We start from the raw sequence: 26,548 nt of genomic DNA, 5'->3' as shown, positions 1-26,548 counted from the left end.
TGGGGAGGGGGACCGCGAAGCGCTGGAAGGGCTCTTGAAGTCCCACAGGCGCGGGTGATGCGGTGACAGCCCCTCCGTCTCTCCGCTGCGCTCCGAGCCACCTCCCCGCAAAGCGGGGAGGAGACGGGTCGCCTCAAATCTTCAGACCCAGCTCCATCGTCTCGGCCAGGGCCTTGGCGCGCTTCTTCGTCTGTTCGCCCAGCAGGACGTCGGCATAGCCTTCCGTCGCGGTCAGGCGCAGGTCGGCGCCCTTCACCTTGGCCGTCGCATTGGCCAGCAGCTGGGGCGAACGCCCGGACAGGTCGCAGGCCAGGCGGATGGCCAGGCCCAGGGCGCGGGCGCGTCTGGCCGCGTCGCCGCCCAGCAGCCGGTCGATGACCTCGGGCTGGGGTGTGGCGGGCGCCCCGCCGTACCGGGCGTTCAGGGCGCTGGCCAAGAAGGCGCGTTCGACGTGGCTGATGCCGGCGACCGGCGCGCGCAACACCTGGTCGAACACCAGCTCCAGCCGGTGGTCGGGATGCAGACGCGCGCCCAGGTCGGCCAGACGGCAGGCGGCGGCGGTCAGAACCGCATCGCGTTCCTGACCGAAGGCTTCGGGCAGGGCGGCGACGATTTCGGAAATCCAGCCGTTCAGGGCGCCGGGCAGGGCCGGGGCCACGCCCTGGCGTCCGCCCAGCGCGGTGCAGCCCGCCAGCAGCGGATCGGCCATGCGGGTCGCCTCGTCCAGCGTCTCGAACAACAGGCCCTCGCGCACGCCCCAGGCCGACATCTCGATCTGTTTCAGACCCAGGCGCCTGATCAACCCCTCCAGCACCAGGCCGGCGTAGGGCAGGGTTTCGGCGCGCTTCTTGGACACGCCGGGCAGTTTGGCCAGGCTGGCGACGGACTGTTGCGCCACCAGCCGCGCCGTCTCCAGCGCGTCCTCGGCCGACATCTGATACTGATGCACGACCCGCAGCGGATAGGATTTCAGCGCCATCTGAACCTGGGCCAGGGTGCGCCAGGCGCCGCCCACGGCATAGAGGCGGTCGCTCCTGAACTGGGCGGCGACGGGTTTCAGGGCCTGGTCGATCCGAGCCTTGATGCGATCAGCGTCGAACCCCTTGCCGTCGGCCAGGGCGAACGGCCCCAGCGGCAGGGTCAGTCCATGCTCCACCCCGTCGCCGTTCAGCCGCGTCAGCTCCAGACTGGCGCCGCCCATGTCGGCCGAGACCCCGTGGGCCAGGGGCGCGCCCGCCAGAACGCCCATGGCGGCGTATTTGGCCTCTTCCTCGCCTGACAGGACGCGGATGTTCAGGCCGGTTTCGGCGGCGACGCGCGCGCAGAACTCCGGCCCGTCCAGGGCCTCGCGCACGGCGGCGGTGGCGGCGATCAGGGTCGCATCCGGCCGCACGCCCTCCAGCACGGCGGCGAAGCGGCGCAGCGCGGTCATCGCCATGACCACCCCTTCGGGCGACAGTTTGCGCGTCGTCGGCAGGTCGCGGCCCAGGCCGGCCAGCACCTTCTCGTTATAGACGGTCCAGATCGCCCGGCCCTCCAGCCGGTACAGGACCAGCCGCACCGAGTTGGAGCCGATGTCGATGGCCGCGACGTCGCGGTCGGTCAGCACGGCGTCGGGCATCAGCGGCCGGGACGCTCGTAGCGCAGCACGGCGGGCAGGCTCTTGGCCTTGCGGCCGCGTCCGGACAGGCTGGGATTGGTCATGAAATATTTGTGGGCCGAGAAGGGCCGCTCGGGATCGGCGGGCGCGACGCGGGTATAGCGTCCTTCGGCGTCCAGAACCCAGGATTGCGCGTCGTCCTTCAGATTGGCGACCATGATCTGGTCCAGCACCTGGTCGTGGACGGTGGCGTTCCGGATCGGCGTCATCAGCTCGACCCGGCGATCCAGATTGCGCGTCATCCAGTCGGCCGAGGAAATGAACACCTTGGCCTTGTCGTGCGGCAGGTCCTTGCCATTGGCGAAACAGACGATGCGGCTGTGTTCCAGGAAGCGGCCGACGATGGACTTGACCCGGATATTCTCCGACAGGCCCGTCACGCCGGGCCGCAGGCAGCAGATGCCGCGCACCACCAGGTCGATCCGCACGCCCCACTGGCTGGCGCGGTAAAGGGCGTCGATGATCTCCACATCCACCAGCGAGTTCAGCTTGACCCAGATGGCGGCGGGCTTGCCCATGGCGGCGGCCGACATCTCCTTGCCGATCAGCTCGATCAGGGTGGACTTCATGTTCAGCGGCGACACCACCAGGGCTTCCAGATGGTCAGGCGTCGCATAGCCGGTGATGTAGTTGAACACCTTGGTCGCATCGCGCCCCAGCACGGGATCGCAGCTGAACAGCGACAGATCGGTGTAAACCTTGGCCGTGACCGGGTGATAGTTGCCGGTGCCGAAGTGGCAGTAGGTCCGCAGGCCCTCGCCCTCTCGGCGCACCACCACGCTCAGCTTGGCGTGGGTCTTGTATTCGACGAAGCCGAACACGACGTGGACGCCCGCCCGCTCCATCGCCCGCGCCCAGCGCAGATTGGCCTCTTCGTCGAACCGCGCCTTCAGCTCGACCAGGGCGGTGACGTTCTTGCCGTTCTCGGCCGCCTCGATCAGGGCGGCGACGATGGGGCTGTCTTTCGACGTGCGATACAGGGTCTGTTTGATCGCGATGACGTTGGGATCGCGCCCCGCCTGACGCAGGAACTGCACCACCACGTCGAAGCTCTCGAACGGGTGGTGGATCAGCATGTCCTTTTCGCGGATGGCGGCGAAGACGTCGCCGCCATTGTCGCGCACCCGCTCGGGATAGCGCGGCTCATAGCCCTTGAACTTCAGGTCGGGATGGCCGCCGCCGATCAGGTCCGACAGCTGGGCCAGACCCAGCATCCCGTCCACCAGAACCACGTCCTGGGGCGCGGCCTCCAGTTCGCCGACGATGAAGTCGCGCAGATCGGCGGGCATGGACGCCTCGATCTTGACGCGCACGACCGAGCCCAGGCGACGCTGTTTCAGCGCCTCCTCGAACTCCAGCACCAGATCCTCGGCCTCTTCCTCAATCTCGATGTCCGAATCGCGGATCAGGCGCAGCACCCCCTTTTCCTGGACCTCGCAGCCGGGGAACAGGTGGTCGATGAACAGCAGCAGCACGTTTTCCAGCGTGATGAACCGCTTGTGCCCCGGCGTGGACCGGCCGTCGGTCGGCAAGGCCCAGAAGCGTCGAACCTGGGTCGGCACGGGCACCAGGGCGTAGAAGGTCTTGGTCTCGCCCTTGCGCTTCAGCTTTAGCGCCAGCGAGAAGCCTAGGTTGGGCAGGAAGGGGAAGGGGTGCGCCGGGTCGATGGCCAGGGGCGTCAGAACCGCGAACAGCTGGTTCAGGAACTCGGGCTCCAGCCGTTCGCGCTCGGTCTTGGTGATGCGCTGGCGGTCGACGACCTCGATGCCGGCGACGGTCAGCTCCTTCTTCAGCTGACGCCAGCGCAGCTGCTGCTCGGCCATCAGCTCGCCCGCCGCGACGTTGATCCGCTCCAGCTGTTCGGCGGGGGTCAGGCCGTCGGCCGACAACACCCGAACCCGCTCGCGCAACTGGCCCTTCAGGCCGGCGACGCGGGTCATGAAGAACTCGTCCAGATTATTGGCCGAGATCGACAGGAAGCGCAGGCGTTCCAGCAGCGGATGGTTGGGGTTGGCCGCCTCTTCCAGCACCCGCTCGTTGAAGGCCAGCCACGAGGTCTCGCGGTTGAAGAACCGGCTGGGCGAAGCCATCAGCTCTTCGCTGAGGGCCAACTGGGGGGCGCGAGAGGCGGGAACCTCCTCGCCTCGGGTGTCGTCATGGATCGCGGCGTCGGTCATGGTCCGGTTCTCGCGCGCGTCTGTGACGGCCGCAAGCGGGCGTGACGAAAAACGTGAAGGGCCGGGACGATCCGCAGACCGCCCCGGCCGCTCCGGCTATTGGACGATGGTGTTCGGCGCGGTTCCGGCCGGGCAGTCGCCCAGACGCTTGGCGTCCATGGTCATCTTCATGTCGGCGATGGCGGCCGGCACGTTCGGGCCTGTGGTCTTGGTGGTGATGTCCACCTTATAGGCCGTGCGCATGTCGCCGGACACCTTGCCGTCCGACGTCACCGTCATGCCCTGCGCATTGCAGACGGCGTGGAATTCGGCGCCGCCGGGCACCGACTTGACCGTGTTCTCGCTGCAGGTCACGCCTTGTTGCGGGGCGTTGAAGGGGTTGGAGCCGGGCGCCGTCTCGCCGATGCACATCTTTATGGTCGTCGGCTGGGGCATACTGGCGCTGGACACGGTCTGTTGCCACAGGCCGGGTTGCGGCGCCGGCATAGAGGCATTGGTCGGAGCCGCCGTTTCCTCTTTCTTGGTCTTGGCTTCGTCGCTGTTGGAACAGGCCGCAAGCAGGGCGACGGTGGAAATCAGGACAAGCTGAGCACGCATTTGGACGTTTCCCGTTTGTAGGAGCGCAAGGCCGCTCCATCGACCCTAACGAAAAGGCCAAGCTGAGCGTTCAAAATTAAGCTGCGCTTTTGATCGGGAAACTGTGGGTATCCCGAACTTTGGCCGTTCAGGGCGCGTCCAGGCCGTCCAGAACCTGCCGGGCCAGAACGCGCGTCACCGGGCGGTGCAGGGCGTCCAGCCGCTCGACCACCTGGGCCGCGGCGTCGCCGGATCGGTCCAGACGGCGCACCAGATAATCGATCACCTCGTCAGCGGGCGTGATGCTGCGCTCGGAGAACCGGGCGCGCAGGATGGCCGACAGCACGGCGTCGTCGGGCGGCTGGACCGCCACGCTCCGCATCGCATCCAGCCGCGAGCGCAGATCGGGCAGGGCGACCGACCACTGGCGCGGCGCCGGGCGCGAGACCAGCAGCAGCGCCCCGCCGCCCGCGTTCGCCAGGTTGATCAGGTGAAAAAGACTCTCGTCGTCGGCCTGGTCCGCGTCGTCCAGCAGAACGGGCCGGCCTTCCAGCTCTTGCGGGTCGATCAGGGCCGCCTCCGCGCCGGTCAGGGGCGACGCCCCCACCCGCTCGGCCCAGTCGGCGGCCAGACGGCTCTTGCCCGATCCCGCGGGGCCATGCAGCGCCAGCACCGTCCCGACCCCGTCCGGCCAGCGGGCCAGGACGGCGGCGGCCTCGGCATTGCTGTCCGACACGACGAAGGCCTGGCCCACGGCATGGCGCTCCAGCGGCAAACGCAGCTGTTCGGCGGTCGGACGGGACGGGGCGCTCAGCGCGGTCATGGCCCCGTCTTAGCAGAGGCCGGGATCAACCGCGTCGGCGCCCCTCTGTTGGTTTCGGGGAGGGAAGCCGCGTCGCTGTGGATGAAATCAGGCGAATGGCGCCATTGCGGGGTTCAGCTTGCCCGCCTTGAACTCGGTCACGACATAGTCGGCCAGACCGTGAACCTGGAAGGGATCGTCCTTCAACAGGGTCTCCAGCGCGTCCTTCGTGCCTCGGCTGGCGACCACCAGAACGCCGCCCGTGCGCGGAACCATCGGCCCGGCAGCCACGATCAGGCCGCTGGCCACGTGCTGGTCCAGCCATTCGCGATGCTCGACCGTCCTGGCCTCGATGGCTTCGATCGGCTGGGTGTAGGTGATGGTGACGATGAACATGGCGGCCTCATGTGAGAGATGCGGGTGGGTATGATGCGCGGCACGGGCCTTTGCAACGGCTGAAACCTTGACTTTCCGGGGCGATGATGCGCCCTACGCCGCTTCGATTTCCGGCGCCGACGGCGACGGATTCCACCGCCAAAGTCTCCAGACGGTTCGTTCCATGCACGCCTATCGCTCTCACACCTGCGGCGCGCTTCGCGCCTCCGACGCCGGTTCCGCCGTCCGCCTGTCCGGCTGGGTGCACAGGAAGCGCGATCACGGCGGCCTGTTGTTCATCGACCTGCGCGACCACTACGGCCTGACGCAGTTGGTGCTGCACCCCGAGACGCCCGGCTTCGCCGCCGTCGAGCGCCTGCGCGCCGAGAGCGTCATCAAGGTCGACGGCGAGGTTGTCGCCCGCGACGCCGCGGTGGTGAACCCGAACCTGCCGACGGGCGAGATCGAAGTCCGCGTCCAGGGCGTCGAAGTGCTGTCCGAGGCCGCCGAACTGCCGATGCCGGTCTTTGGCGATCAGGAGTATCCCGAGGATATCCGCCTGGCCAACCGCTTCCTGGACCTGCGCCGCGAGCGTCTGCACAAGAATATCGTCCTGCGCTCGCGCGTGATCTCCTCGATCCGCCGCCGCATGGTCGATCAGGGCTTCCTGGAATATCAGACCCCGATCCTGACGGCCTCGTCGCCGGAAGGCGCGCGCGACTTCCTGGTGCCGTCGCGCCTGCATCCGGGCAAATTCTACGCGCTGCCCCAGGCGCCGCAGCAGTTCAAGCAACTGCTGATGGTCTCGGGCTTCGACCGTTATTTCCAGATCGCGCCCTGCTTCCGCGACGAGGACCTGCGCGCCGACCGTTCGCTGGAATTCTACCAGCTGGACGTCGAGATGAGCTTCGTGACCCAGGAAGACGTCTTCGCCGCCATCGAACCCCTGATGCACGGCGTGTTCGAGGAGTTCGGCGAAGGCAGGCCCGTCTCGGCCATCGACGGAACCCACGTCTTCACCAACGATTTCGGCGAGACGTTCGAGCATAAGGGTTTCGAACGCCTGACCTACGCCCAGTCGATGGCCTGGTATGGTTCGGACAAGCCCGACCTGCGCAACCCGATCAAGATGCAGGTGGTGTCCGACCACTTCCGCGACGGCGGTTTCGGCCTGTTCGCCAAGATTCTGGGCGCCGACGACAAGAACGCCGTCTGGGCCATCCCGGCGCCGACCGGCGGATCGCGCGCCTTCTGCGACCGCATGAACAGCTGGGCGCAGGGCGAGGGCCAGCCGGGCCTGGGCTATATCTTCTGGTCCGAGGACCAGGGCGCCTGGGGCGGCCCCATCGCCAAGAACCTGGGTCAGGAGCCGACCGAGGCCCTGATGTCGTCGCTGGGTCTGGGCCAGGGCGACGCCGCCTTCTTCGTCGCCGGCCTGCCCGCCACCTTCGCCAAGTTCGCCGGGCTGGCCCGCACCCGCGTCGGGACCGAGCTGAAGCTGGTCGACGAAAACCAGTTCAAATTCTGCTGGATCGTCGACTTCCCCATGTTCGAATGGTCCGAGGAAGAGAAGAAGGTCGACTTCAGCCACAACCCCTTCTCGATGCCGCAGGGCGGCCTGGAGGCCCTGGAGGGTCAGGACCCGCTGACCATCCGCGCCTATCAGTACGACATCGTCTGCAACGGCTATGAGCTGTGTTCGGGCGCCATTCGGAACCACAAGGCCGAGATCATGCTGAAGGCCTTCCAGATCGCCGGCTACGACGCCTCGGTGGTCGAGGAACAGTTCGGCGGCATGTTGAACGCCTTCCGCTTCGGCGCCCCGCCGCACGGCGGTCTGGCCCCCGGCATCGACCGCATCGTCATGCTGCTGGCGGGCGAAACCGCCATTCGCGAGGTCATCGCCTTCCCGCTGAACCAGCAGGGCGAGGACCTGTTGATGAACGCCCCGACCGAGGCCGAGGAGCGTCAGTTGAAGGACGTCCACATCCGCACCGCCCCGCCGATCAAGGTCTGATCGGCGCGATCGCTGATACGAAGAAGGGGACGCCCGCCGGGCGTCCCCTTTTTTGCGGCTCAGTTCTCGGCGACCGAGACGAAGTTCCTGACCCGGGGCGGCACAGGCGGCGTGGGGGTTCGGATGACGCGGATCGAGCCGCTGCGGCAGGACTGCGCCGTCAGGCCGCCGGGCAGCCGGGTCGAGCCGTCCCCGCAGGCCGTCCTGATCTGTTCCTGCGTCAGGCCGCGCGCGCCGGATAGATCGGCCCCGCGGATGTCGGTGCGGTGAAGCGAGGCTTCTGAGAAGTCCGTCCGGTTGAAGCGCCCGCCGGTCAGACGCGCCCCGTCCAGCGTGGCGGAGTTGAAGCGGGCGCTGCTGAAATCGCCGGACGACATGTTGGAGGCCTGAACCTCCGCGCCGGTGAAGTCCGCCCCGACCGCCACGACATTGGCCAGGGTCGCGCCGAACAGTTCCGCGCCGATGAACCTGGCGCCGGACAGGGTGGCGCCGTTGAAGTTGACGCCGTGCATTTCGGCGCCCGAGATTTCGGCCCGGCTCAGATTGGCGCGCACGAACACGGCGCCCTGGGCCTCGGCCCCGGTCAGGACCGCGCTGGTGAAGTTGGTCGAGCTGAAGTTGGCGCCCACGATCTGCACGCCCGACAGATTGGCCCGGCTGAAGTCGCTGCCCGAGAAGTTGGAGCCCATCATCTCGGCCCCGCGCAGATTGGCCCCGACCAGGGTGGCGTTCATGAAGCTGGCGCCGGTGAAGGTGGCGCCCGACAGGTTTCGACCCGACAGTTCGCAGCGGTTGCACGACCCGCCGAGCGACACGGTTCGGGCCACGTCGCGGTCCTGCATCGACATCTCGACCCCGGCCATGGCGGGGGACGCCATCAGCGCCGCGCCGAGCGCCAGCAGGGCCAAGGAAGGTCGGAACCGGATATGTTCAGCGATCTGTTTCACCAGACCTGAATGCCTCGAAACCCCCACGCCACCTACTTAAATCGAGGTAACTTCGTTAAATCGCGGCAAGGTCGGCGCCCCTCAGCAGGCGGGAATGCGAAGGCCGCGCGGCAGGACGGTTGAGCCGTCGCCGCACGCCTGGTTCAACTGCCCCTGGGTCAGGCCGGTGGCGCGCGCCAGCTGGGCGCCCGACAGGTTGGTCCCCGACAGGGTCGCGCCCGAGAAGTTGGCCCCTTCCAGATAGGCGCCCACGAAACTGGCGTTGGTCAGGTTGGCCCGCGTGAAGTTCGAGCCGGAGAAGACGCCGCCATAGCCTTCCACGTCGCGCAGGTCGGCGCCCGAGAACCGGGTGCGGTTCATCACGCTCAGGCTCATGTCCGACTGACGCAGGCGCGACCCGGCCAGGTTCAGGCCGCGCGCCTCCAGGCCCGAGAAATCGCCCTGGAACAGGTTGCAGCCGGCGCAGGAGGCGCCGCGCCTCACGCTGGCGATCTGGCCCGCGTTCTGGGCCAGGACGGGCGTCGCCGCAGCCAGGAAGGCGGTTGCGATCAGGCCGAGAGAGAGTGTGCGTTTCATGGACCGGGCTCCGACGTTTGATCGTCCTGAAGCAAACCCTAGGCCATAACCCTTAACCTAGCCCTGATCGCCGCCCTTCAATGCGGAGACGGGGGCGGGGGCAGGGGCGGGCGCCGCCCCGCAGGTGTCGCAGGTCCAGCCGCCGCCGCGCTGCTGGAGGGTGAAGTCGCCGCAGGCGGGGCAGGCGACGGCCTCGCCTCCGGCCGCCGCGCGGGTTTCCGGTTCGGTCTTCTTGCCGAACGGCAGGACCACCAGATTGTCGGGCGCCGAACCCCGCGCGAACCCCTTGGAGATGAAGCGGGCGGCGGGCACGGCCTGGCCCTGCGGCGCGGCGCCCTCCAGCCCGTCGCCGTCCAGCGCCTCGGCCTCGCCATTGGCCAGTTCGTCCCGGTCCAGATAGGAGACGCCCAACTCGCGGAAGATGTAGTCCAGGATCGAGGTGGCCGAGCGGATGGAATCGTTGCCGGTCACGCGACCGGCCGGCTCGAACCGCGTGAAGACGAAGGCGTCCACGAACTCGTCCAACGGCACGCCGTATTGCAGGCCGATCGAAATGGCGATGGCGAAGTTGTTCATCAGGCTGCGGAAGGCGGCGCCTTCCTTATGCATGTCGATGAAGATCTCGCCCAGTTCGCCGTCTTCATATTCGCCGGTGTGGATATAGACCTTGTGGCCGCCGACGGCCGCCTTCTGGATATAGCCCTTGCGGCGGTCGGGCAGTTTGCGGCGGGCGCGCTCGCGCTCGACCACCCGCTCCACCACCCGTTCGGCCGGACGCGGCGCCTCGCGCGCCGGTTCGGGCCGCGCGGCGGTCTCGACGGCGGGCAGGGTCAGCAGCGGGCGGGCGGGCGGCTCGGCGCGTTGCAGGCGGATGGCGCGGCGGCCGTCCAGCGCCGCCTGGCCCATCAGCCGCGCCGCCTGACCCGCCGTGGTGCGCCAGTGGGTGATCTCGGGCGCGATGTCGGCCAGGTCGCTGAACGGCGCGACGGCATGGCGCAGCGCGGCGGCGGCCCCTTCGGGATCGGCCAGCAGGGCGGCGACCGCGGGGGGCGCCTCGGGCCATGTCGCCAGGTCGCCATGACCGAAGACCCAGCGCGCGGCGGCGGCCTCGGCCTCGTCCGACACGCCCAGCAGGGTCAGCAACAGGCCGTCGCCGTCCTCGATCCCCAGGACGTCGCGGATGAAACCGGGGTCCAGCACGGGGGCCGAAAACACCGCGTCGAAATCCTCGGCCCAGGCCAGGGCCTGTTCGATGGCCGCCAGTTCGATGTCGGTGAAGCCCAGCGCACGCAGCGCCGCATGATCCAGCCCCGGCGCCTCGACCAGGGTGCGACGGCCGAAGACATGGCGTTCGGCCGCCTGGACGTCGCCGCCCGCCGCGCTCAACGCCGCCGCCAGGGCCGGATGCAGCCGTCGCCCGATCTCGCCGTCCGCCGTCTGGAACAGATCGACGGCGGCGATCCGCCCCCGGCCCAGCCGCAGCCGCGCCTCCGCATCGTCGACGAACAGGCCGATGGCCGAATGCCGACGCGGCCGGGATTTCGCGTTCAAAGCCATCAGGGCGGCGGCTGCGACCGGATCGGCGCTGTCCTTCAACGCCTCGCATCGCGCGACCTGAGTGTCCTGTGCTGTGGCCCGAACGTCGTCCCAGTCGGGCGCCGCGCCTCGGATCGCCGCCAGATCGGCCGAGGTCTCGCCCGCCGTCGCCGCGACCAGGGCCGCCAGGGCTTGCGCCCGCGCCATTCCCGCCTCGCCCAGCGGCGCCACGGCCTCCAGCAGGCCTTCAAGCCCCAGCGTCAGGACGCCGGGCGTCGGGCTGGCCAGGTCCAGCGCCGTGGTCAGCAGGCGCGTCAGGGCGGCCAGATCGTCCGCCGTCTCGCCGTCCAGCGCCGTCACGGCGGCCAGGTCGATGACCATGCGCGCGGTCGCCGGGGCCGTCGCCGCCTCCGCATCGCGCGGTTCGAAGGCCAGGATCAGCCCGCCGTCCAACGCCGCCCTGGCCGCCAGCAGGGCCTCGGGCGCGCCCGCCGCGATCTGCGTCCGGTCCGCCAGCGCCACCAGGGGCGGGCTTTCGACGGCGGGGCTCAGGTCGGGCAGGAGGCGTTCGCCATCCACCGCCCGCAGGATGTCGGCGTCCGACGCGCCGCAGCGTCGGGCCAGGGCCGCCGCCCGTCCCAGGGCCGGATTGCGCGAGGGATCGCCGCAGTCGCCGCGCGGCCCCTCGCACCGATCCACGGCATCGGCCACACCGGCCAGGGCGTCGGCCAGGGCCTGGGCCGCCTGGGCGCCCAATCGTGCGGCGGTGCGGCGCCCGCCGTGGTCGGCCAGCACGGCGGCCGCGCCCGGATCGTTCAGATCGACCACGCCCGCCGCCGCCGCGCCCGACCGCGCCGGCGCCGCCAGACCCAGTTTGATCACGGCCGTCAGGTCTTCGGCGAACACGGCGGCCTGGGCCGCGTCGAACACGCCCTCGGACAAGCCCGTCCTGGCCAGCCCGGCGGCCCAGGCGTCCACGCCCCCGTCCAGCCAGTCGCCCGTCTCGTCCGACAGACCCTGGGCCGCGATCCAGTCCAGCCACGCCTCGATCTGCGCGTCCGACCAACCGGCGGGCGCCAGCACCGGTCGCACGCCGGCAAGCCGTTCCACGACGCGGTGCTCCATCGCGACTCGTTCGGCGCGAGCGGCGAAGGCGGATTGAAGGCGCATGGCGGTCCCTCCGATGGGTTGGCGCCAGCCTAGGTCGAACACTGTCTTTCGCCAATACATCTGGTGTCGCAGCAGCGGTTTGCCCACAAGATATCGATTCGTCCCTGCGTCGCGCCGTCGCCGCCTGGACGCTGGACGAAGCGTGTCGGTGTTTCTATGATCCGGCCGAGCGTCGGGCCCTGAGTCCGGCGACCCCTTACGGTTGGAATTCACGACGTGTTGAGCAAGATTTTCGGCTGGTGGGAGGGCGCCACGATCGGCACCCGCTTCACCATCGCCAAGCGCGGTCGCTTTGTCGGTCAGGACGAGAACGGCAATCGCTATTACGAGAGCCGCGACAACGCCAGCTATGATGGCCGCAAGCGTCGCTGGGTGATCTACGACGGCTATGCGGAGGCGTCCAAGGTCACGCCCGACTGGCACGGCTGGCTGCACTACACCTTCGACCTGCCGCCGACCGAGCAGCCGCTGCCGCGTCGCGCCTGGGAAAAGGAACACCTGCCCAACCTGACGGGCACGCCCCTGGCCTGGCGTCCGCCCGGCTCTTTGGCCGCCGAGGCCAGGCGCCCGGCCGCGACCGGCGACTATCAGGCCTGGACGCCCGAGTGAAAATCCGCCGGATGCTGATGGGCGCCGGCGCCCTGATCGGCGTGCTGAGCGCGGGGGCCGTGACGGCCAGCGTGCTTCAGGACGCGCCGCGCGACGCGCGCCCGGTCCAGGACCCCATCGGCGACATCCTGCGAAAGACCCCGGCCCAGCCGGCCAACGCCGTGCCGACCGAAACCCCGCCCGCCGGCGCGCCCGCCCCGCGCGCGCCCATCGCGGTGACGCCGCCCCCCGCCGTCATCGTCGCCGAGGACGCCGCCGTCGAGGAAAAGGCCGAGGCGGAGGTCAAGGCCGAACGTCCCGTGGCCGAAAAGGCCATCGACCAGCCCGCCACGCCCGGCCGTCGCCAGCGGCGCAAGTTCGCGGTCATCCAGGCCATCGACAAGGTCACGGCCGAGACGATGAAGTTCGAGGTCGAGGTCGGCGGCCGCCCCGTGCGCTTCAACCGCAATCTGGTCTTCGCCGCCCGCGCCTGCGAGGTCACGACGCCCGACGAGCTGACCGAGGACGCCATCGCCTATATGGACGTCTCGCTGCAGCCGCGCGGCCAGACCGCCTCGCGCCAGATTTTCCGCGGCTGGATGTTCGCCTCGTCCCCGGCGGTCAGCGGCGTTCAGAACCCCTATTACGACGCCTGGGTGGTCGGCTGTAAGAACTGACCGACGCGGAGACCGGCATGGATCGCGACAGACCGCTGAAGAAGGACGAGACGGTGGAAGTCCGTCTGTCCCACGCCGCCAAGACCGCCTTCATGGCCCGGTGCCAGGCCGAGGGCCGCACGGCCAGCGAGGCCATCCGCTGCTTCATCGACGCTGAACTGAGCCAGACCACGCGCCGGTCCGTTCCCGCAGGCTGGCGTCAACTGGCCGCCGCCGCCCTGGCCGGTCTGGCCCTGGGCGCCGTCGCCGTTCCGGCCCTGGCGCAGTCCCATGCGACCTCGTCAAGCCGCGCCGCCTTCGACCGTCTGGACCGCAACCATGATGGCGTGGTCAGTTTCGACGAATACCGCGCGGGTTAGGCCCAGCCTTCCGCCCGCCGTCATTCCGGGGGCCGCGCATCGCGTGGAACCCGGACCCGGAGGGCGGCGCGTAGCAGCCAAGCCAGGGCTGCGGATTCTCTCTCAAACGCATCGAAAGACGTGACGCCCGCCTGGCTTCCGGGTTCGTCCTACGGACGCCCCGGAATGACGTCGGAAGCTGACGCATCGCCCTACCGCACCCGCACCAGAAACCTGTCCGCTTGCAGGTTCAGCCAGGTCCAGGGCTTGAACAGGCTGGCGCCGGGCTTCCACGACGCCAGCACGATCTCGGCCCGCCCCACGATGTTCTCGGCCGGCAGCAGGCCCACGCCGATCGCGGGCGGCCAGCGGCTGTCCAGCGAGTTGTCGCGATTGTCGCCCATCATCAGATACTGGCCGGCCGGCACGCGGCGGGACGGCGTGTCGTCGCCCGGCAGGTTCGGCCCGCCGTCATAGGTGACATAGCTGCGGCCGTCGGCCAGGGTTTCGCGCACCCGCTGCACGCGGCGACCCGGCGCATCGTGATCGGCGACGACGTCCAGCCGCGTCTGGCGCACCGCCGCGCCATTGACGAAGACCACGCCGCCCCGCACCTGAACCGTATCGCCGGGCAGGCCCACGACCCGCTTGATCCAGACCTGTTTCGGATCGCTGGGGCGGCGGAACACCACCACGTCCCCGCGTCGCGGCTGTCCCCCCATCAGCCGCCCCGGCCGGATCGGCGGGTTCAGCGGCAGGGACGCTGTGCTCCAGCCATAAGCAAACTTGGACACGACGATATAGTCGCCTGTCACCAGCCCCGGCTCCATCGACGAGGACGGGATGGTGAAGGGCTGAAAGACCGCGATGCGGAACAGCGTCGCCACGATCAGGGCGACCAACAGCGTCAGGACGATCTCTCCGGCTTCGTTGAAAGCGGACGGGCGGGGCGGGTTTGGCGTGATGTCGGTCATGCCGCCATCGAGGCCGGAATGATTGAGGGACGCCAGCGCATCCGTGTCGGGACAGGCCGGAAATCGTGTCCGGACAAGCCCCCGACGCCACGCCCTGCGTCATTCCGGGGCGTCAGCAGGACGAACCCGGAAGCCAGAAGGCTGATTCAGCGGGTGGGTGCGCCTGGCGCCAGCGCCGCCTCGACCGCCTCGGCGCCGGTCAGGGGCGCGGTCAGGGCCGTCTGGTCGGGCGTGACCTTCAGGGCGGGCGCCAGACGGCGCAGATAGGCCGCCTGGGGCGTCTCGACCGCCCCGAACTGGCTGAGATGCTCGGTCAGGAACTGGGCGTCCAGCAGGGTCCAGCCGCCCTTCCTCAATCGCGCGACCAGATGCACCAGCGCGACCTTGGAGGCGTCGCGTTCGCGGCTGAACATGCTTTCGCCGAAGAAGGCGCCGCCCAGCGACACGCCGTACAACCCGCCGACCAGCCGCTCGTCCCGCCAGCATTCGATGGAATGGACGAACCCTTGCGCGAACAGGGCCGCATACAGCCGCCGGATCGGCGCATTGATCCAGGTGTCCTCGCGATCAGGACCCTGCGCCGCCGCGCAGCCGTCCAGCACCGCCTCGAAGGCGGTGTCGACGCGGATGTCGAACGGCTCGCCGCGCACGGTGCGGCGCAGGCGGCTGGGGATGTGGAAGGCGTCCAGCGGAATGACGCCGCGCTGGTCCGGCTCGATGATGAAGACGCGCGGATCGTCGCGCGCCTCGGCCATCGGAAACACGCCCCGGGCGTAACAGGCCAGCAGGTCCTCGGGGCCGAAACCGCCGAAAGGCCCGCTGGCGCTGAAATCGGGGTCTGTCAGCTTTCGCCCTTCTGACGGGCCGCCCATTTCTCCAGCCAGTGGATGTCGTAGTCGCCCGACAGGATGTCCGGCTCGGCCAACAGCTTCTGGAACAGGGGGATGGTGGTGTCGACGCCGCCGATGACGACCTCGTTCAACGACCGCTTCAGGCGCGCAATCGCCTCCTCGCGGTCGCGGCCATGGACGATCAGCTTGCCGATCAGGCTGTCGTAATAGGGCGGGATCGAATAGCCGGCGTAGATGGCGCTATCCAGACGCACGCCCAGGCCGCCCGGCGCGTGGAAGTCGGTGATCTTGCCCGGCGACGGGGTGAAGGTTTCGGGGTTCTCGGCGTTGATCCGCACCTCGATGGCGTGGCCCTTGAACGCGATGTCGTCCTGGGTGAACGACAGCGGCAGTCCGGCGGCGATCCGCACCTGTTCGCGCACCAGGTCGACGCCGGTTATGGCCTCGGTGACCGGGTGTTCGACCTGCAGGCGGGTGTTCATCTCGATGAAGAAGAACTCGCCGTCCTCCCACAGGAACTCGATGGTGCCGACGCCCAGATAGCCGATGGCGGCGATGGCCTTGTTGACCGTTTCGCCGATCCTGGCGCGACCCTCGGCCGACAGGGCGGGCGAGGGGGCCTCTTCCAGCACCTTCTGGTGACGGCGTTGCAGCGAGCAGTCGCGTTCGCCCAGGTGGACGACATTGCCGTGGCTGTCGGCGATGACCTGGATCTCGATGTGGCGCGGCTTCTGGAGATAGCGCTCCATATAGACGGCGCCGTTGCCGAAGGCGGCCTTGGCCTCGGACTGGGCGGTCTGGACCGCCTCGACCAGATCGTCGGGCGTCAGGGCGACCTTCATGCCGCGTCCGCCGCCGCCCGCCGCCGCCTTGACGATCAGGGGGAAGCCGATGGCCTTGGACGCCTCGATGGCGGCCTCGACCGTCTCGACCTCGCCGTCGGAGCCGGGAACGACCGGGATGCCCGCATCCTTGACCGTCTGTTTGGCGCTGATCTTGTCGCCCATGACCCGGATGTGGTCGGGCTTGGGACCGATGAAGGTCATGCCGTGGGCTTCGACGATCTCGGCGAAGCGCGCGTTTTCGGACAGGAAGCCGTATCCGGGGTGGATCGCCTGGGCGCCGGTGATCTCGGCCGCCGCGATGATCGACGGGATGTTCAGGTACGACTTCGCGGCCGAGGCGGGGCCGATGCAGACGCTCTCGTCGGCCAGCCGAACCCACATGGCGCCGCGGTCAGCCTCGGAGTGAACGGCGACGGTGGAAATGCCCATCTCCTTGCAGGCCCGGTGGACCCGCAGCGCGATCTCGCCCCGGTTGGCGATCAGGACCTTGGTGAACATCAGGGCGCCTTAGGCTTCCAGCAGGACGAGGGCTTCGCCGAACTCGACCGGCTGGGCGTCGCCCACCAGGATGTCGGCCACCACGCCGTCACGCGGCGCCTGGATCGGGTTCATCGTCTTCATCGCTTCGACGATCAGCAGGGTCTGGCCCTTTTTGACCTTGTCGCCCGGCTGAATGAAAGCCGGAGCCTCGGGCGAGGCCTGCAGATAGGCGGTGCCGACCATCGGCGACTTCACCTCTTCACCCGCACGGGCGACGATGGTGGCCGGGTCTGATGGCATGGAAACGGGAGCGGCGGCGGCGGCGGGGGCCGCGACCGGCGCCGGGGCGGCGGCATACTGCACCGGAGCGGCGTTGACGGTGATCTCGCGCGCGACGCGGATTCGCAGTTCGCCGCGCTCGACCTCGACCTCGGTCAGGTCGGTCTCGTTCAGGATTTCGGCCAGCTGGCGAACCAGGGCGGCGTCGATTTCCGCGTGTTTCTTGTCATCGGCCATTGGAGTGCGCCTTGTCTTTCGTGGTCTTTAAGCAAACGGGACGGGCCTCAGCCGCGTTCCCGAACCTTGGTGAGAGCCGCCTGAACGGCCAGTTCATAGCCCGCCGCGCCGAACCCGGCGATGACGCCGGTCGCCGCTGAGGACACATAGGAGTGATGGCGAAACGCCTCGCGCGCCGCCGGATTGGACAGATGCAGTTCAATCACCGGAATCGACAGCGTCTTCAGCGCATCGTGCAGCGCCACCGACGTATGCCCATAGGCCGCGGGATTGAGGATCAGGGCGTCCGCGCCTTCTCGCGCTTCCTGAATCCAATCCACCAGCACGCCTTCGTGATTGGTCTGGCGGAAAACGACCACAGCCCCGGCCGCGGCTTTGAGGCAGCGCTGTTCGATGTCCGCCAGGGTGTCGCGGCCATAGACATCCGGCTCCCGAACCCCGAGCAGGTTCAGATTGGGGCCGTTCAGCACATGAATGACGGGCGTTTCAGCCATGGGGCGCGTGAAAGTGAGTTTCCGGGAATCGAGCCTGCGCATCGCAGCACAAGAGGGGCCTTTTAGCGGACGCGGCTCGCGGGTCAAACGGTCCCCGTATCGAAGTTTACGCCGGGGCAATGGCGCCCGAGGGTCAGGCGCTCTGGCGAAGCCGCCCGTCGGCGTCTATCTGCCCCTCGAGGCCAGACGGAGACGCGCGATGACCCAGATCCAATTGAACGGCGAACCCCGCCTGGTCCAGGCCGTCACCATCCTGGCCCTGGTCGAGGAACTGGCGCTGGACCCGCGCAAGGTGGCGGTCGAGCGCAATCTCGAGATCGTGCCCCGCTCACTTCACGCCTCCACCCCCATCGCGCCGGGCGACCGCATCGAACTGGTTCAGTTCGTGGGCGGCGGCTGATCGCGATCAAATCGGGCGTGGTCGCGGCCGCGTCGCCGGTGGCGATGTCGTCAATGATCCCGTCCTCGGTTTTAGGGGCGTATCGTCGGCGATCGCGCGCCGGCAGGGCGGCGAACAGAGCACAGGCAGATCCAAGGCGTTCCCGGCTGTCGGTGCTGATCGTCATCGGCCATGGCCAACCGGTCATCTCATCTTACTGACGTCGTAATCCGATCATTCGAGACGGCCCGAGAAGCGGCACGCCTCGCCCTCGGCGCGGCTTCGCCCACATCCCGCCGTTCTTGATGGATATGCGACCGAATGACGCGGGATCGGCCGCGTGGGGCTGGGCTCGGCTTGGGATGACTTCTGACGCTTCTAAACCGCATGGCGACGGGCCGGCGGTGTTTTTGGACGCGACCGGGCGACGGGCGCGACGGATGCGGATGGCCGCGCTGGCCGCGGCGATCGTGGCGGGCGTCGTTCTGGCGGGCTTTGTGGCCAGCCTGATGATCCTGCCCAGCCTGACGGGACTGTCGGTCGTGTCGCCGGCGGCGGCGGTGGTCGCGCGGCGTACGCACGGGGCCGAACGGGCCTTGCTGAACTATATCGCCCATCGGGAGCGTCGGCCCGTCCGCGCCGTGTCGACAGCCGGCGCGCCCATCGCCGGCGCCTGGTTTGCGCCGTGGGAGGACGGGGCGCTGGATTCGTTCACGCGTCATGCCGGCGACCTGACCCATGTCTATCCGACCTGGATCGAGCTGCGCGACGACGGCGGCGACATCCTGACCAAGGATTGGGACCCGGCGCGAAACCCCACCACCAAGCCCCTGATTGCGGCGGCGCGGTCGCATGGGGTCAAGATCGTGCCGGTGGTCGGCAACGCCACCGAGGGCCATTTCGACGCCGGCCGCATCGACCGGATGCTGGCGCCCGCCAATGCCCAGAACGTCATGAATCACCTGCTCGACTTCGTGCGGGTGAACGGATTCGCGGGCCTGCAGATCGACTTCGAACAGGTGACGCCGGAACAGATCGAACGGCTGACGCCGTGGCTGGACCAACTGCGCCAGCGGCTGCACGCCCAGGGCGGCGAACTGTCCATCGCCCTGGAAGTCGGGCTGAGCGATCACGACATCCGCGCCCTGTCCGGCGTGGTCGATTACGCGGCCATCATGGCCTATGACGAGCACGGGGAAGACAGCATGCCTGGGCCGATCTCCTCGGCCCTGTTCGTGGACAAGGCGTTGACGCGGTTCACGCGTCTGGTGCCGGCGGACAAGCTGATCCTGGGCATCGGGGCCTATTCCTACGACTGGCGCGACGGGGACCGTTCGGCCGAATCCCTGACGACGACGGCGGCGCTGGCGACGGCGCGCGGCTATCGGCCCGAAGACAATCCCGCCAATGTGATCGATTTCGATCCCCAGGCGCTGCAGCCCACATTCCGCTACACCGACGATCAGGGGCATGCCCACGAAGTCTGGATGCAGGACGCCGCCTCGGTCGCCAACGCCATGACGATGGGGCGGGAGAGGGGGCTGCGCGGCGCGTCCCTGTGGGCGTTGGGCGAAGAAGACCCCGCCAGCTGGAAGGTGTTCGGCCGTCAGGCCGCGCCGGCGATCACCGTGATCCCCGCGCTGGAGCACGTCGCCCTGACCCAGCAGATCGCCTTCACCGGCCAGGGCGAACTGCTGAACGTGATCGACACGCCCCATCCGGGCGAAAGGCGCATCGCCGTCGATCCGGTCAGCGGACTGGTCAGCGACGAGGTCTGGACGCGCTGGCCCTCGGCCTGGACCGTGCGGCGCACCGGCGCGCCGGATCGCACCCTGGCCCTGACGTTCGACGACGGCCCGGATCCCGAATGGACGCCAGAAATCCTGGACGTGCTGAAGGCCAAGGGGGTGAAGGCCACCTTCTTCATGATCGGCGGATCGGCGGCGGCCAACCCCGCCCTGGTTCGGCGTGTGCGCGACGAGGGCCATGAGGTCGGCAACCACTCCTTCACCCACCCCAACATGGCCCATGTCGATGAGGAGCGGGTGCGGCTGGAGCTGACGGCCACGGACCGGGCGTTGGAAAGCATTCTGGGGCGCCAGGTCACCCTGTTCCGACCGCCCTACAACGCCGATTCCGAACCGGAATCCTATGGTGAAATCCTGCCGATCGCCGTGGCGTCCAAGCTGGGGTACACGACCGCCGGGGAATCCATCGATCCCAACGACTGGAACCTGAGCCGACCAAACCCGGACGGGAGCACGCACCGCCTGCGCCCGGACGAGATCGTGTCCGAGGTGCTGGCCCAGGCCGACGCCGGCCACGCCATTCTTCTGCACGACGCCGGCGGCGACCGTTCGGCGACGGTCAAGGCCCTGCCGGTGCTGATCGACGCCCTGCGCGCACGCGGCTATCGCCTGACGACCATCGGCGGGCTGGTCGGACGCACGCCGGATCAGACCATGCCGGCCCTGCCGAAGGGCGAGCGGTCGCTGATCGCGGCGGATTCGGCGGCCTTCGGCTTCTCGCACGCGGTCGGGGTGGTTCTGTTCGTCGGCTTCAACCTGGCCATCGGCCTGGGTCTGGCGCGGATCGTGCTGATGCTGGCGCTGGCGTCGCGGCGCAGGCGTCGGGCCGCGCCGTTAGACCCGGCGGCGCCCAAGCCGCGCGTGGACGTTCTGGTCGCGGCCTATAATGAGGCGACCGTGATCCGGCGCACCCTGGACAGTCTGTTGGCCAGCCGAGACGTGGATGTTTCGGTGCTGGTGGTGGACGATGGATCGACGGACGGCACCTATGATGTCGTGGCGGCCGCGTTCGGCGATGATCCGCGCGTGCGGCTGAAGCGCAAGGCGAACGGCGGCAAGGCCTCGGCCCTGAACCTGGCTCTGACCGAGGCGACGGCCCCGGTGGTGGTGGGCGTGGACGCCGACACCCAGTTGTCGGGCAACGCCCTGGCGCTTCTGGCCGCCTGGTTCGCCGATCCCAAGGTCGGGGCGGTCGCGGGCAATGTGAAGGTCGGCAATCGCAGCAATCTGGTCACGCGCTGGCAGTCCATCGAATACATCACCAGCCAGAACATCGACCGGCGGGCGCTGGCGCTGCTGAATGCGGTGACTGTGGTGCCGGGCGCCATCGGGGCCTGGCGCACCGAGGCGTTGAGAAGCCTGGGCGGCTATCGGTCCGACACCCTGGCCGAGGACATGGACCTGACCTGGCGGGTGCGCGAGGCGGGCTGGGTCATCGCCAACGAGCCGACGGCTCTGGCCTTTACCGAGGCGCCGTCATCGCTGGGCGGTCTGTTGAAACAGCGGTTCCGCTGGAGCTTCGGCACGCTGCAATGCCTGTGGAAACACCGGCGCTCGACGTTCCGGCACGGCTGGTTCGGCGGGCTGGCCCTGCCCAGCCTGTGGCTGTTCCAGATCGTGGGCCAGGTGCTGGCGCCGCTGATCGACCTGCAGCTGGCGATGGCGATCCTGATCCAGGGGCTGGCCTGGCTGGCGGCGGCGCAGCACGCCGATTTGGACGCGGCGCCCAATCCCACGCTGTGGTTCACGCTGGGAGTCTATGTCGCCTTCACCCTGCTGGAGCTTGCGGCGGGCTGGATCGCCTACGGCTTCGACCGGGAGAAGCGCGGCGATCTGTGGCTGCTGCCCACCCAGCGGTTCGTCTATCGCCAGATCATGTATGTGGTCGTCTGGCGTGCGCTGGAGCGGGCGCTGTCGGGCCTGGGGCAGACCTGGGGCAAGCTGAAGCGCACCGGAGACGTCCAGGCGCCGGCCGGCTGAGGCGGCTAGCGGAAGGCGGCCGGCTTCAGGCCGTAACGGGCCAGTTTGTCGTACAGCGTCTTTCGCGGCACGCGCATCTCGGCCAGGACGGCGGCGATATCGCCCCGGTGCGCCTGAAGAGCATCGCGCAGCAGTTCCGCCTCGAACCGGTTCAGGCGGTCGGGCAGGCTGAGGCCCTCGTCGGCCGGGCGGGTCGCGTCGTCCAGCGACAGGGCGACACGCTCTGCGAAATGGGCCAGTTCACGGATATTGCCCGGCCAGTCCGCCTCGACCAGGCGACGGCGCACGCTGTCCGAGAGGGCGGGCGGCTCGACCCTGTGACGGTCGGCGGCGCGGCGCAGGAAGTGGGCGAACAGCAGGGGAATGTCCTCGCGTCGCTCCCGCAACGGCGGCACGCGCAGCCGTACGACGTTCAGCCGATAATAGAGATCCTGGCGAAACACCCCCGCGCGGGCGGCCGCCTCCAGGTCGATCTTGGACGAGGCCAGAACCCGCAGGTCCAGGGCGCGCGGCTCGTTGGCGCCGATGGGATGGACCTCCCGCTCCTCCAGCACCCGCAGCATCTTGACCTGAACAGCCATGGGCATGCTCTCGACCTCGTCCAGGAACAGGGTGCCGTTGTGAGCGCGTTCGACATGGCCGACGCGGCGGCGCAGGGCGCCGGCGAAAGCGCCCAGTTCATGCCCGAACAGTTCGCTTTCGATCAGGCCGTCGGGCAGGGCGCCGCAGTTGACCGCGACGAAGGGGGCCAGCCGACGCCGGCCGCCGTTGTGCAGGGCGCGGGCGACGGCCTCCTTGCCCGTGCCGGTCTCGCCCTCGATCAGCACGTCCATGCGGGCGTCGGCGATCTGGGCGATGGTGGCGCGCAGGGCGACGATGGCGTGCGAGGCGCCCGCCAGCGGGAGTTCCTGGCCGCTGTCAGAGGCCATGGCCAGCAGGCGTCGGTTCTCCAGCACCAGGCCCCGTTTCTCAAGCGCCCGGTTCAGACTGTCCTGCAACCGCTCGAACGGAAAGGGTTTCGCCACGAAATCATAGGCGCCCGCCTGCATGGCCGCGACCGCATCGGCGACGTCGCCGTGGCCGGTGATCATGATGACCGGCAGGGTGGCGTCCAGCGCCTGCAGCCGGTCCAGCAACTGGCGCCCATCCAGGCCCGGCATCCTCAGGTCGGTGACGACCACGCCGGGGAAGTCCGCATCGATGGCCTTCAACGCCGCATCGCCGCCGGCGAAGGCGCGCACGTCCAGACCCTCCAGCACCAGCCGCTCGACCAGAGCCTGGCGGAAATCGGCGTCGTCCTCGATCAGGGCGACGGCGGTCGGGCGGGCGAACTGCATCAGGCGATCCTCAGGGTGGCGACGAAGATCGCGCCTTCGTTCGTGTCGATCAGATCCAGCTCGCCGCCGAACCCGGCCACCAGATCGCGACAGATCACCAGACCCAGCCCCAGGCCGTTGGCGCGGGTTGTGACAAAGGGTGTGAACAGCTGGGCGCGAACCGGGTCCGGCACCCCCGGACCGTTGTCGGCCACGATCAGGCGGACGCGATCGGCCGATTGTTCGACCCGCAGCGTCAGGCGGGCGCCGACACGACCCTCCAGCGCCTCGGCGGCGTTCTTGACCAGATTGACGATCACCTGTTCCAGGCGGAAGCGGTCGGCGCGCACGGCCACGTCGGCGTCGCCCTCACGGATCAGGGCGACGCCGCCCTCGTCCAGGCGGCCGCGCGTCAGCAAGAGGGCGCCGTGGATGGCGTCGTCCAACCGCACCACGCCGATCTTGGGGTCCGTCTTGCGCGAGAAGGTGCGCAGGTTCTCGGTGATTGATCCGATCCGCTGCGTCAGGTCGCCGATGCGGGAGAGGGCGGTGCGGGCCGTCACGGCGTCCTGGCGATCCAGCAGGACGGCTGCGGTCTCGGCCTGGGTCTGGATGGCGGCGACGGGCTGATTGATCTCGTGGGCGACGCTGGCCACGATCTGGCCCAGCGCGGCCAGTTTGCTGGCCTGCACCAGTTCGTCGCGCAGCCGCTCGCGCGCCGCCTCGGCGCGCCGCCTTTCCTCGATCTGGCCGCTGAGGGCGGCGTTGGCGTCGCTGAGTTCGCGGGTGCGCTCGTCGATGCGGCGTTCCAGTTCGTGCCGGGCGTCCTCCTCGGCGCGGGCCCGGATCAGGGCCTGCTGGCGGCGGCGCAGCACGACCGCGGCCAGACCCGCCAGCAGGGTCACGATCAGGGCCGCCAAGGCGCGTGCGCTGGCCACGGCGGCCTCCACCGCGCCCCGGCTGGGCGACAGCAGGTGCAGCGTCCAGCCCGGCGTATCGGTGGCGACTGCGGCGTGCATCCAGCGCTGCTCCCCGCCGATGGGGGCCGTCCGGATCAGGCGCGGCCGCCCGTTCGCGGGCGTGTCGAAGGGCAGGGGGCGCAGCGCCTCGGGCCGAAGCGTCTGGCCGGTCAGGGTCAGGCGACGGCGCGCCTCGTCCAGCGGATCGAGGGTTCTGAACCGCCAGTCGGGAACGCTCGTGATCAGGACCACGCCCGTCGGATCGGCGACATAGGCCGGCTCGCCCGACGCCCGCCATTCGGCCTCAAGCGCGTCGAACTCCACCTTGACCACAACCACGCCCAATGGCGCGCCATCGGCGGCGTCGACGCGCCGCGCCAGATAAAGACCGGGGCGGCCGGATACGGTGCCCAGAGCAAAGAACTCGGCCTGACCGCTTCGCATCGTATTGATGAAATAGGGCCGGAAGCCGTAGTCGGCCCCGACGAAACTGGTCGGCAGGCGCCAGTTGCTGGCGGCGCGGGTGCGGCCGCCGGCGTCGATGACATAGATGGCCGCCGCCCGCGTCTGACGCGCCAGGCCCTCCAGCTTCGCATTCACCGCGTCGGCGGCGTTCGTGCGCGATCTGAGCAGGCTCGCGATGTCGGGATCACCGGACAGCGCCAGAGGCAGGGAGCGATGCTTCTCCAGTTCGCTGCGCAGGACGGCGGCGTGAAGGGCCGCTGCGGCCTGGGCCTGGCGGGCCAGCTCCGCCTGTGCGTCGCGTCGCGCCACTTCGCCCGTCGCCACGGCGGCGAGAAGGGCGACGACGATCCACGCAGCCAAACCCAGCCACAGATTCGTCCGGGCGGGTTCCTGGCGAGCGGCGCCCGATGAAGATAGCCACGACATGGCGGGATTGTGCGGATAATCGCACGCCAATGCTAGACGTCTGCGCGAAATATCGCACTAACGCGGCGCGTCTCATCGGCTGGCGACGGATATAATTCAACAAGAACAGAAGTTTGGTCAAATATTCGGGATGCGCTTGGCCGCTTCTGCGCAGTGCGGAATGGTCTTGTGAACGGAGCGCGGCGAAGATCGCGTCCATCGAGGAGACTGCGGCCCCGCCGCATATCAGGAGCCTTTCGTGATCCCAGTTCCGTCAGAGACCGCGCCGGTGGTGCGTCGGCCGTTCTATCGGCACCTGTATTTCCAGGTGTTGATCGCCATCGCGCTGGGCGCGCTGATCGGCCATTTCTGGCCCGATTTCGGCGAGCGTCTGAAGCCGCTGGGCGACGGCTTCATCAAGCTGGTGAAGATGGTGATCGCGCCGGTGATCTTCCTGACCATCGTGACCGGCATCGCCGGAATGCGCGATCTGGGCAGCGTCGGGCGGGTGGCGGCCAAGGCCTTCGCCTATTTCCTGGTCTTCTCCACCCTGGCCCTGATCATCGGACTGATCATCGCCAATGTCGTGCGGCCCGGCCACGGGCTGAACATCGACCCGGCGACGCTGAACGCGGGCGCGGTGGAGCAATACGCCGCCGCCGCGCATGAAAGCACCATCGTCGGCTTCTTGATGGGGGTCATTCCCGACACGCTGGTCAGCGCCTTTTCGACCGGCAATATCCTGCAGGTGCTGTTCGTCTCCATCCTGTTCGGCGTCTCTCTGGCGTTGATCGGCGATCGCGCCCAGCCTGTGCTCGACCTGTTCGAGACGTTGAGCGTGGCGGTGTTCAAACTGGTGGCCATCGTCATGAAGGCCGCGCCCATCGGGGCGTTCGGCGCCTTCGCCTTCACCATCGGCGCCTATGGCATCGCCTCCATCGCCAATCTGGCGGCGCTGATCGTCACCTTCTACGCCACGGCCATCATCTTCGTGGTCGGCGTGCTGGGCCTGGTGGGGATCGCCAACGGCTTCTCGATCCTGAAGCTGATCCGGTATCTGAAGGAAGAACTGCTGCTGGTGCTGGGCACCTCCAGCTCCGAGGCCGCCCTGCCCAGTCTGATCTCCAAGATGGAGCGGGCCGGCGCCGCCAAGTCGGTGGTCGGCCTGGTCGTGCCCACCGGCTATTCGTTCAATCTGGACGGCACCAACATCTATATGACGATGGCGGCCCTGTTCATCGCCCAGGCGCTGAACATCGACCTGACGATCTGGCAGCAGATCACCCTGCTGCTGGTGGCCATGCTCAGCTCCAAGGGGGCGGCGGGCATCACAGGCGCGGGCTTCATCACCTTGGCGGCGACCCTGTCGGTCGTGCCGGACGTGCCGGTCGCCGGCATGGCGCTGATCCTGGGCATCGACCGCTTCATGAGCGAGTGCCGGGCCCTGACCAACTTCATCGGCAACGCCGTGGCGACCATCGTGGTGGCCCGCTGGGAGAACGCGCTGGATCGCGACGCCCTGACCGCAGCGCTGAACGGACAACCACAGCCGATCGCCGCCGGACCCGATCCAGCGGCCGGACCCGGAGACGATCTGGTCCTCGCCAAGGACTGAGGCGCGAGGACGACAAACAACA

At 68.8% G+C, this 26,548-nt stretch carries 22 protein-coding genes; 7 read left to right on the top strand and 15 right to left on the bottom strand.

All coding sequences use genetic code 11. From position 1 onward, the window contains the following. Positions 1-133: 133 nt before the first annotated feature. From P0Y50_14075 to P0Y50_14055, 5 genes are all read right to left on the bottom strand, one after another. Positions 134-1,621: a Ppx/GppA phosphatase family protein gene (locus P0Y50_14075; GenBank protein ID WEK39645.1), complete on the bottom strand. Its 1,488-nt coding sequence runs from the start codon at positions 1,619-1,621 to the stop codon at positions 134-136. Then, positions 1,621-3,837 (bottom strand): RNA degradosome polyphosphate kinase, encoded by a 2,217-nt coding sequence (locus P0Y50_14070; protein WEK39644.1) that lies wholly within the window; start codon positions 3,835-3,837, stop codon positions 1,621-1,623. The genes P0Y50_14075 and P0Y50_14070 overlap by 1 nt, the downstream gene beginning before the upstream one ends. Before the next feature lie 96 nt (positions 3,838-3,933). Further along, positions 3,934-4,434, bottom strand: a complete 501-nt coding sequence (locus P0Y50_14065) for a DUF3617 family protein (protein ID WEK39643.1) — start codon at positions 4,432-4,434, stop codon at positions 3,934-3,936. Positions 4,435-4,561: 127 nt separating this feature from the next. Beyond that, entirely contained in the window at positions 4,562-5,236 is a 675-nt protein-coding gene (locus P0Y50_14060) for a DnaA/Hda family protein (protein WEK39642.1), read from the bottom strand. Positions 5,237-5,323: 87 nt separating this feature from the next. Then, positions 5,324-5,611, bottom strand: a complete 288-nt coding sequence (locus P0Y50_14055) for a YciI family protein (protein WEK39641.1) — start codon at positions 5,609-5,611, stop codon at positions 5,324-5,326. A gap of 163 nt (positions 5,612-5,774) precedes the next feature. On the opposite strand from P0Y50_14055, the gene aspS reads away from it, so the two are divergent. Beyond that, positions 5,775-7,607 carry an aspartate--tRNA ligase gene (gene aspS, locus P0Y50_14050; GenBank protein WEK39640.1) on the top strand — a complete coding sequence of 611 codons (1,833 nt, stop codon included), beginning with the start codon at positions 5,775-5,777 and terminating at the stop codon, positions 7,605-7,607. A gap of 59 nt (positions 7,608-7,666) precedes the next feature. Here aspS and P0Y50_14045 read toward each other — a convergent pair whose 3' ends face one another. The 3 genes from P0Y50_14045 to P0Y50_14035 form a co-directional block, all read right to left on the bottom strand. Continuing rightward, complete coding sequence (locus P0Y50_14045; GenBank protein WEK39639.1) at positions 7,667-8,554, bottom strand: pentapeptide repeat-containing protein; 888 nt, start codon at positions 8,552-8,554, stop codon at positions 7,667-7,669. Positions 8,555-8,635: 81 nt separating this feature from the next. Further along, entirely contained in the window at positions 8,636-9,130 is a 495-nt protein-coding gene (locus P0Y50_14040) for a pentapeptide repeat-containing protein (GenBank protein ID WEK39638.1), read from the bottom strand. 57 nt (positions 9,131-9,187) lie between these two features. Further along, positions 9,188-11,836, bottom strand: coding sequence for a TSCPD domain-containing protein (locus P0Y50_14035; GenBank protein WEK39637.1), 2,649 nt, complete (start codon positions 11,834-11,836; stop codon positions 9,188-9,190). Between the two features lie 216 nt (positions 11,837-12,052). Between P0Y50_14035 and P0Y50_14030 the strand changes: the two genes are divergently transcribed. From P0Y50_14030 to P0Y50_14020, 3 genes are read left to right on the top strand one after another with little or no spacing between them, the layout of a single operon-like run. After that, positions 12,053-12,445 (top strand): NADH:ubiquinone oxidoreductase subunit NDUFA12, encoded by a 393-nt coding sequence (locus P0Y50_14030; GenBank protein WEK39636.1) that lies wholly within the window; start codon positions 12,053-12,055, stop codon positions 12,443-12,445. 11 nt (positions 12,446-12,456) lie between these two features. Then, complete coding sequence (locus P0Y50_14025) at positions 12,457-13,101, top strand: DUF2155 domain-containing protein (protein ID WEK39635.1); 645 nt, start codon at positions 12,457-12,459, stop codon at positions 13,099-13,101. A gap of 17 nt (positions 13,102-13,118) precedes the next feature. Continuing rightward, positions 13,119-13,460 carry an EF-hand domain-containing protein gene (locus P0Y50_14020; GenBank protein WEK39634.1) on the top strand — a complete coding sequence of 114 codons (342 nt, stop codon included), beginning with the start codon at positions 13,119-13,121 and terminating at the stop codon, positions 13,458-13,460. Positions 13,461-13,651: 191 nt separating this feature from the next. On the opposite strand, the gene lepB is transcribed toward P0Y50_14020, so the two are convergent. From lepB to aroQ, 5 genes are all read right to left on the bottom strand, one after another. Beyond that, positions 13,652-14,413, bottom strand: coding sequence for a signal peptidase I (gene lepB / locus P0Y50_14015; protein ID WEK39633.1), 762 nt, complete (start codon positions 14,411-14,413; stop codon positions 13,652-13,654). 146 nt (positions 14,414-14,559) lie between these two features. Further along, on the bottom strand, positions 14,560-15,285 hold the full coding sequence (aat, locus tag P0Y50_14010; protein WEK39632.1) for a leucyl/phenylalanyl-tRNA--protein transferase: 726 nt from the start codon (positions 15,283-15,285) through the stop codon (positions 14,560-14,562). Then, positions 15,255-16,607, bottom strand: coding sequence for an acetyl-CoA carboxylase biotin carboxylase subunit (gene accC / locus P0Y50_14005; protein WEK39631.1), 1,353 nt, complete (start codon positions 16,605-16,607; stop codon positions 15,255-15,257). The genes aat and accC overlap by 31 nt, the downstream gene beginning before the upstream one ends. 9 nt (positions 16,608-16,616) lie before the next feature. Continuing rightward, positions 16,617-17,105, bottom strand: coding sequence for an acetyl-CoA carboxylase biotin carboxyl carrier protein (gene accB, locus P0Y50_14000; protein WEK39630.1), 489 nt, complete (start codon positions 17,103-17,105; stop codon positions 16,617-16,619). 47 nt (positions 17,106-17,152) lie between these two features. Beyond that, positions 17,153-17,599, bottom strand: coding sequence for a type II 3-dehydroquinate dehydratase (gene aroQ / locus P0Y50_13995; GenBank protein ID WEK39629.1), 447 nt, complete (start codon positions 17,597-17,599; stop codon positions 17,153-17,155). A 199-nt stretch (positions 17,600-17,798) separates the two neighbouring features. Here aroQ and thiS point away from each other — a divergent pair, with 199 nt between their 5' ends. Beyond that, positions 17,799-17,999, top strand: coding sequence for a sulfur carrier protein ThiS (thiS, locus tag P0Y50_13990; protein ID WEK39628.1), 201 nt, complete (start codon positions 17,799-17,801; stop codon positions 17,997-17,999). A 425-nt stretch (positions 18,000-18,424) separates the two neighbouring features. Continuing rightward, positions 18,425-21,766, top strand: coding sequence for a polysaccharide deacetylase family protein (locus P0Y50_13985; GenBank protein WEK39627.1), 3,342 nt, complete (start codon positions 18,425-18,427; stop codon positions 21,764-21,766). A 5-nt stretch (positions 21,767-21,771) separates the two neighbouring features. Here P0Y50_13985 and P0Y50_13980 read toward each other — a convergent pair whose 3' ends face one another. Beyond that, complete coding sequence (locus P0Y50_13980; GenBank protein WEK39626.1) at positions 21,772-23,103, bottom strand: sigma-54 dependent transcriptional regulator; 1,332 nt, start codon at positions 23,101-23,103, stop codon at positions 21,772-21,774. Continuing rightward, on the bottom strand, positions 23,103-24,932 hold the full coding sequence (locus P0Y50_13975; GenBank protein WEK39625.1) for a cache domain-containing protein: 1,830 nt from the start codon (positions 24,930-24,932) through the stop codon (positions 23,103-23,105). Before P0Y50_13975 ends, P0Y50_13980 begins: the two co-directional genes overlap by 1 nt. Positions 24,933-25,173: 241 nt before the next feature. Here P0Y50_13975 and P0Y50_13970 point away from each other — a divergent pair, with 241 nt between their 5' ends. Beyond that, positions 25,174-26,526 carry a dicarboxylate/amino acid:cation symporter gene (locus tag P0Y50_13970; GenBank protein WEK41584.1) on the top strand — a complete coding sequence of 451 codons (1,353 nt, stop codon included), beginning with the start codon at positions 25,174-25,176 and terminating at the stop codon, positions 26,524-26,526. The last annotated feature ends 22 nt before the right edge of the window (positions 26,527-26,548 follow it).

It is taken from the genome of Candidatus Brevundimonas colombiensis (assembly GCA_029202665.1).
GTDB classification, from domain to species: Bacteria; Pseudomonadota; Alphaproteobacteria; order Caulobacterales; family Caulobacteraceae; genus Brevundimonas; species Brevundimonas colombiensis.
This window is presented reverse-complemented; position numbering and strand designations above follow the sequence as displayed.

Excerpts from the sequence above, each read along its gene's own strand:
- P0Y50_14075 (WEK39645.1), bottom strand. The coding sequence starts at position 1,621 with ATGCCCGACGCCGTGCTGACCGACCGCGACGTCGCGGCCATCGACATC.
- P0Y50_14070 (WEK39644.1), bottom strand. The coding sequence starts at position 3,837 with ATGACCGACGCCGCGATCCATGACGACACCCGAGGCGAGGAGGTTCCC.
- P0Y50_14065 (WEK39643.1), bottom strand. The coding sequence starts at position 4,434 with ATGCGTGCTCAGCTTGTCCTGATTTCCACCGTCGCCCTGCTTGCGGCC.
- P0Y50_14060 (WEK39642.1), bottom strand. The coding sequence starts at position 5,236 with ATGACCGCGCTGAGCGCCCCGTCCCGTCCGACCGCCGAACAGCTGCGT.
- P0Y50_14055 (WEK39641.1), bottom strand. The coding sequence starts at position 5,611 with ATGTTCATCGTCACCATCACCTACACCCAGCCGATCGAAGCCATCGAG.
- aspS (WEK39640.1), top strand. The coding sequence starts at position 5,775 with ATGCACGCCTATCGCTCTCACACCTGCGGCGCGCTTCGCGCCTCCGAC.
- P0Y50_14040 (WEK39638.1), bottom strand. The coding sequence starts at position 9,130 with ATGAAACGCACACTCTCTCTCGGCCTGATCGCAACCGCCTTCCTGGCT.
- P0Y50_14035 (WEK39637.1), bottom strand. The coding sequence starts at position 11,836 with ATGCGCCTTCAATCCGCCTTCGCCGCTCGCGCCGAACGAGTCGCGATG.
- P0Y50_14025 (WEK39635.1), top strand. The coding sequence starts at position 12,457 with ATGCTGATGGGCGCCGGCGCCCTGATCGGCGTGCTGAGCGCGGGGGCC.
- P0Y50_14020 (WEK39634.1), top strand. The coding sequence starts at position 13,119 with ATGGATCGCGACAGACCGCTGAAGAAGGACGAGACGGTGGAAGTCCGT.
- lepB (WEK39633.1), bottom strand. The coding sequence starts at position 14,413 with ATGACCGACATCACGCCAAACCCGCCCCGCCCGTCCGCTTTCAACGAA.
- aat (WEK39632.1), bottom strand. The coding sequence starts at position 15,285 with ATGGGCGGCCCGTCAGAAGGGCGAAAGCTGACAGACCCCGATTTCAGC.
- accC (WEK39631.1), bottom strand. The coding sequence starts at position 16,607 with ATGTTCACCAAGGTCCTGATCGCCAACCGGGGCGAGATCGCGCTGCGG.
- accB (WEK39630.1), bottom strand. The coding sequence starts at position 17,105 with ATGGCCGATGACAAGAAACACGCGGAAATCGACGCCGCCCTGGTTCGC.
- aroQ (WEK39629.1), bottom strand. The coding sequence starts at position 17,599 with ATGGCTGAAACGCCCGTCATTCATGTGCTGAACGGCCCCAATCTGAAC.
- thiS (WEK39628.1), top strand. The coding sequence starts at position 17,799 with ATGACCCAGATCCAATTGAACGGCGAACCCCGCCTGGTCCAGGCCGTC.
- P0Y50_13985 (WEK39627.1), top strand. The coding sequence starts at position 18,425 with ATGGCCGCGCTGGCCGCGGCGATCGTGGCGGGCGTCGTTCTGGCGGGC.
- P0Y50_13980 (WEK39626.1), bottom strand. The coding sequence starts at position 23,103 with ATGCAGTTCGCCCGCCCGACCGCCGTCGCCCTGATCGAGGACGACGCC.
- P0Y50_13975 (WEK39625.1), bottom strand. The coding sequence starts at position 24,932 with ATGTCGTGGCTATCTTCATCGGGCGCCGCTCGCCAGGAACCCGCCCGG.